The sequence below is a fragment of the Flavobacterium sp. FG68 genome (genome assembly GCF_057808895.1).
Map to the genome: position 1 here is coordinate 1 of NZ_JBMDIY010000067.1, position 5,186 is coordinate 5,186.

Annotated in this window: 7 protein-coding genes; 3 read left to right on the plus strand and 4 right to left on the minus strand. The window is 33.7% G+C overall.

All coding sequences use genetic code 11. The features are described from left to right. From ACODSB_RS23840 to ACODSB_RS23855, 4 genes are all read right to left on the minus strand, one after another. Nucleotides 1–239: transposase domain-containing protein (locus ACODSB_RS23840; protein ID WP_488938867.1), on the minus strand; the 239-nt coding region annotated here is incomplete at its 3' end. 449 nt (nt 240–688) lie between these two features. Then, the gene (locus tag ACODSB_RS23845) at nt 689–1,132 is read right to left on the minus strand and encodes a hypothetical protein (protein ID WP_488938868.1); all 444 of its coding nucleotides are present in this window, start codon (nt 1,130–1,132) and stop codon (nt 689–691) included. Continuing rightward, a complete protein-coding gene (locus ACODSB_RS23850; RefSeq protein ID WP_488938873.1) occupies nt 1,132–1,911 on the minus strand; it encodes an RHS repeat domain-containing protein in 780 nt (259 codons plus the stop codon). The genes ACODSB_RS23845 and ACODSB_RS23850 overlap by 1 nt, the downstream gene beginning before the upstream one ends. A 292-nt stretch (nt 1,912–2,203) precedes the next feature. Further along, nucleotides 2,204–2,827, minus strand: a complete 624-nt coding sequence (locus ACODSB_RS23855; RefSeq protein ID WP_488938869.1) for an ATPase — start codon at nt 2,825–2,827, stop codon at nt 2,204–2,206. Between the two features lie 971 nt (nt 2,828–3,798). On the opposite strand from ACODSB_RS23855, the gene ACODSB_RS23860 reads away from it, so the two are divergent. The 3 genes from ACODSB_RS23860 (at nt 3,799) to ACODSB_RS23870 (ending at nt 5,155) form a co-directional block, all read left to right on the plus strand. After that, entirely contained in the window at nt 3,799–4,167 is a 369-nt protein-coding gene (locus tag ACODSB_RS23860; RefSeq protein ID WP_488938870.1) for a hypothetical protein, read from the plus strand. Between the two features lie 46 nt (nt 4,168–4,213). Next, complete coding sequence (locus tag ACODSB_RS23865) at nt 4,214–4,822, plus strand: S24 family peptidase (RefSeq protein WP_488938871.1); 609 nt, start codon at nt 4,214–4,216, stop codon at nt 4,820–4,822. Between the two features lie 90 nt (nt 4,823–4,912). Beyond that, the gene (locus ACODSB_RS23870; RefSeq protein WP_488938872.1) at nt 4,913–5,155 is read left to right on the plus strand and encodes a hypothetical protein; all 243 of its coding nucleotides are present in this window, start codon (nt 4,913–4,915) and stop codon (nt 5,153–5,155) included. Nucleotides 5,156–5,186 lie beyond the last annotated feature (31 nt).

Sequence of the window (5,186 nt, forward strand, 5' to 3'; positions counted from 1 at the left end):
TTTATATAAGTTTCATCCATTCGCCAGCTGGCGCCTACTCTGCTCTTTCCTTTTTTCATCTGAGATTCAACCATTGGAGTAAATTTAAATACCCAGCGCTGAATCGTCGCGTGATCAACTGCTATTCCACGCATTTTCATTATTTCCTCAATATCCCTGTAACTCAATGTAAATCTCAATTTGAAATAAACAGCCTGCAAAATAATGGCTTTGGGATAACAATGACCTTTCGTATTCATAAAATATATTTTGAACGTCTAAAGATAATAGTTATTAAACAGATGCGACAGAACCACTTTGGAACACCATGTCGAATTTTTATTCATTTTAGCACATTTAAGGCAATAATAAAACAAAAAAGATGAGCATCACTGCTCATCTTAAAATTATTTATTTCTAAAATTTGTTCAATTTCAAAAGGTTAGAAATCTAAAATCTTATATCACTAACTTTGAAACACTACCCTTTTTCAGTTAGTTAACTGGGTAAATTATAAAAACACCTAATCTGTAACACTACCCTTGTCAATTATATGTGACTTTACACCAAATTTTTTTCTGATCAAATGATTTTTGATTGGAAAAACTATACTCTCATGATGAATCCGGAAATAAAAAGTGGCTCCTTTAAATTACTAAAAAGCAAAAAGGATTTGCAATTGCACATCCTTTTTTAGCTATATTATATACTATTCAAAATATTCTACATCTGATACACCATCGAATTTTTGTTTGATAACTTCTAAAACTTTAGAATCGGAACTTGTGAACTCCCAAAAAGAAGAATCTATCAATTCTATTACATATCTACAATTTTTGTACATATTTTCATCCGTGTGGTACCTTATTAACTTTTCACTTTCTACATCTGCTACCAAAGTCAGTTCTATAATTTGATCCGTTGAATCAGACAATTTAATCAATTCCTCGAATTCAAATTGAATACCATCATTTGAGTCATTAATCTTAGCTTCAAAGTCCAAAATTGATTCCTGGTATGTCCCTATTGCTTCAATCCACAGTAAATTCCATTTATAAATTGATGGATTACCAATACATTCCAGTATATCTTTTAGTTTTATTGTCAGAATAGTTTCATCTGATTTTCCTGAAATCCTAATCTTCTTTATCATTATTCTATCTTTGTTGGTAATTTTGACCTTTGAGGTGTTCCTCCTGTTTTACTTGGTTCCCACGTATGTTGATGAGGATTATCAGGATGAGTGTCTGGTCTTCCATGATCTGTATGATCTATATCTTTTACAGGATTCCCCTTTTCATCAAATTCTCTTCCTTGCGTATACTTACCTTTCCTTCCTTGTTTTGTTCCTAATTGAGTGTGTTTCTTTCCTTCAGCTTCACTATCTACTTTTGGCTCACCATTTTTCTGTTTTCCTAAAGGCTCATCTGGAGCGTACGGTTTATCGTTTGCTTTTTCCTTTTCGTCTGCTTTTGGTTTAGCCTTATCTATAGCACCTTCCATAGCATTCTTAGGAATCAAATCAGTCTTTACATCAGACCCCCCTGCAACAGTCTCCCAAAGTTCACCAAAGAAATTCCCAACTGTTTCCCACATACTAACTCGAGGTACAGCTTCCACGGTCATTCCTTCTAATGCAACGGTAAAATCAGCCCCTGCTGTTTCGGCAGCTAAAGTCTCTGGTGCGAATTCTACTTCTAAAGCTAGAGTAGCAGTAATAGGTTCTAATCCTTCTAATTCACGACTATCAATAACTCTATTTCCACTAAAAACATAAGGTGCCCAATCTCGATACTTTTCTGTTAAAGGATCTACACTCATAAACCTACCAATTGCAGGATCATAGTTTCTCCACTTAAAACTGTCCCAGCCTAGTCCCAGCTCGTCTTGGCGCTCTTGTCCTTGGAACTTATACTTATAAGGGTCTGTAATTTTTTTCTATACAATGATTGACCTCTTGCAAAAAATCTCTATATAAAGAACGTCCTCTAAGCATTTTCCAGCTTATGCGAAAGTAGATTTAGTTTAATAATTTTCCTAATATTTTTAGTCTGCAAATAAAAAAAGCTCTCATTATCTGAGAGCTTTAGGTTGTTTGTGACAGCAATAATCTACAAGGAAGTTGGTTTTATTCTAACAATTTTACCGTCCTGCATAACAACCAGATCGCTATTATTTTTCTTTTTGAACTCAATTAATTTTTCAGAAACTTTATCCATTGCCTCTATAATTTTCTTCTGAGTCGGTGTCGTTGTTGTTGTTTTGTGTTCTCCCATGATTGGCCATTTTTGAGTTTATCGAACTTGATTTCATTTATAACTTCAATGTCATTGCCCAAAGTTTTTTGAGCTATTAATTCAGCTTTTACAGCTGTATTGTCAAAAATCAATGCCTCATTAACAATAGGCAAATATATATCAAATAAGTTAGCTATTCCGTTTTTATATCTGCGCTTAATAATATCGGTTTCAATATTGTGTCCGCCTTCCTGAACCCTCGTCTTGACCCTCTCGATTGCCAGATCAACACTGTCGAGCCAAAAAAATAAAAGAACCACTTTATAGCCTTTTTCCTGAGCCGCAATCACTTTCTGCTTATAGCTTTTCGTGGCCAAAGTCGTTTCAAAGGCAAAAACTTCACTATTAGCTAATAATTCATTAATTCGGTGGAGCATTATTCTACCCGATTCAAAGGCAGCTTTTTCAGGCTGGAAAGGCGAAAGTCCTTTGGCAATTTCGTCCGCATTTACAAACTCCTTACAGTTTAGTATTTCGGGAAGTATTGTAAATGAGGCAGTAGTCTTGCCAGCACCATTACAGCCTGCAATTATGTAAAGATTTTTATCCATCCTCACAAAGATAATAAATTACACTGTTAGTGTACATTATTTACACTTTTAGTTTATTAAATGTTGGCAAACAAATAAGGCATAATATTAATAAATCTCATCACGTTTTATCATCTCAGCTTTACTTTCGGAATTTTATTTGGTTGCAGATTATAATCTGCAACCGCTTTGCAGGAAATTTTAAAAAGGAAACCGCAGCAGTTTTGTACATTTAACTGTTTGTTTTTTTAACTATGTATTGATTATTTAAAACTAAAATGCAATAGCATATTTAATCCATAAGTTTACATACTCTAACTTATTAATCTGCAGAACATGAAACAGGGAATTACCAAAACGGAGCCGGCTGTCTTTTAATTCAGAAAAATATAAACCCCTTAAATTTTAAACTGATTTTTCAATCGCGGCATATCTATATAAACTCATTCAAAATATAGTGCATATACGGCTAAAGGCACCAAAATTTAAATGGAGGCTAAACATGGAGTTCCACTATGCTGCGTATTGAAAATTTAATATGCCCAATATTATAAAGGGTTTAATTTACAGAACAAATAAATGGTAATCAGCATGTCTTTGCTTAGGATATTTACAGTCCCCGGGGATACAAATACTTATGGCGCTTATAATCACAGATCATTTTTAATTTTTAATCCAAGAGAGCCTTTTCATTATAGATCTGCAGACTGCTTGTAAACAAAATCCAAACAATCCCTTCCTCAACGGCCAGAATAAAAATACAAAAACCTTCCCTTTAATTAGAAAACACATAGTTTTAAGAAAAAAAAGAATTGTTTTTTATTAAAGCCCATATGAAAGAATCCATACTTACCTACAATTATATATTAACAGCTGCTTAAAAATGTCCCAATCTAAAGCCATCATATTTTTTCGTGTTTTTTCATACAAAAAAACAAATCACAACAAATTATGATTAATTTTACAGTATCATGACGTAAATTCGTATCTGGATGAATATATTATTAGAAAACATTAAAATTCTAGCAGAAAATGAAAATATATCCATTTCAAAACTTGAACAGGAAATGGGTTCAAGCCAGGCTGTTTTATCCCGTGCCATTGCAAAAAACACCGATATACAAGCCAAATGGATTTTGAAAATTGCAGCTAAATATCCTCAGTACAGCTGCGACTGGCTGCTCAAAAGAGAAGGACCGATGCTTAAGGAAACAATTCAAAATTCAGACATCTACAGGTTGCTATTAGAGAGTGCAGAAAATTTTAAAGTTTTAGCAGCGTCTCAGCAGCAGACCATAGAAAACCTGCAGAAAATAATCTTCTATCTGGAAAAACAGATTCAAGCTGATAAGCAGAAATAGAACCATGACTGAACTGCAGAGAATTAAAATAGCCTTAAAAACCCTAATGAGCCTGGGTACTGCCAAAAACCAGCAGGAAATAGGCAGGCTGATAGGCTATTCCAGTAAATCTTCCTTTTCGCAGGTGTTAAACGGTAAGGTTAATTTACCTGCTGATTTCATTAACAGATTGTGTGAACTAAATATACTACTTGACAAAGAATGGCTTTCAACCGGAAATGGGAATGTTTTAAAAAACAGCTGTAAAAGCATTGAGAAAAAAAACAAATACCTGTCGCTTATAACAGCAGAAGACTTAACAGCTTACATCTGTGGCAGTACAACTGTTTCTAGTAATAACCAACAATTTTTAATCCCGGTTTTTGAAGACGCAGATTATTTAATTATCATAAGAGGCTCCTCGATGTATCCCAATTACCAGAATGGAGATATTGCCGCCTGTAAGCAGCTGCCTGCAGGTACTTTATTTCAATGGAACAAAGTGTATGTTATTTTAAGTACTAAACTGGGTGTACTGATCAAACGGGTGCGCAGGTCTGATAATGATAATTTTATTGCACTTGTAAGCGATAATAAAGATTACGATACTTTTGAAATACCAAAATCTGAACTACTTGCGGCATCTATTGTAACTGGCATAATCAGAGTTGAATAGCCGTTTTCATTCGTTTTACAATACAGGAATACTTATTGTATCTTATACAAAAGAAAGATACAATAAGATAAAATCTTTAAATCACATGTAATGAATGACATAACGACAAGATTTTTAATTGTTTATGAATACCTAAAGAAGGCAGATATCATTTCAAATCCTACCAAATTCGCCCTGGAATTAAAAATCAGTACTTCTTTAATAACAGAAATCTGCAAAGAAAGAACCAATGCAGGAATGCTTACAATACATAATTTAATGATAAAATATAAAGATATAGATGCTAATTGGTTATTAACAGTTACAGGAGGTTCTGTCGCATCTGCAATGTAAATCCGCAAGGAATCAGAAACCCGAAAATTAT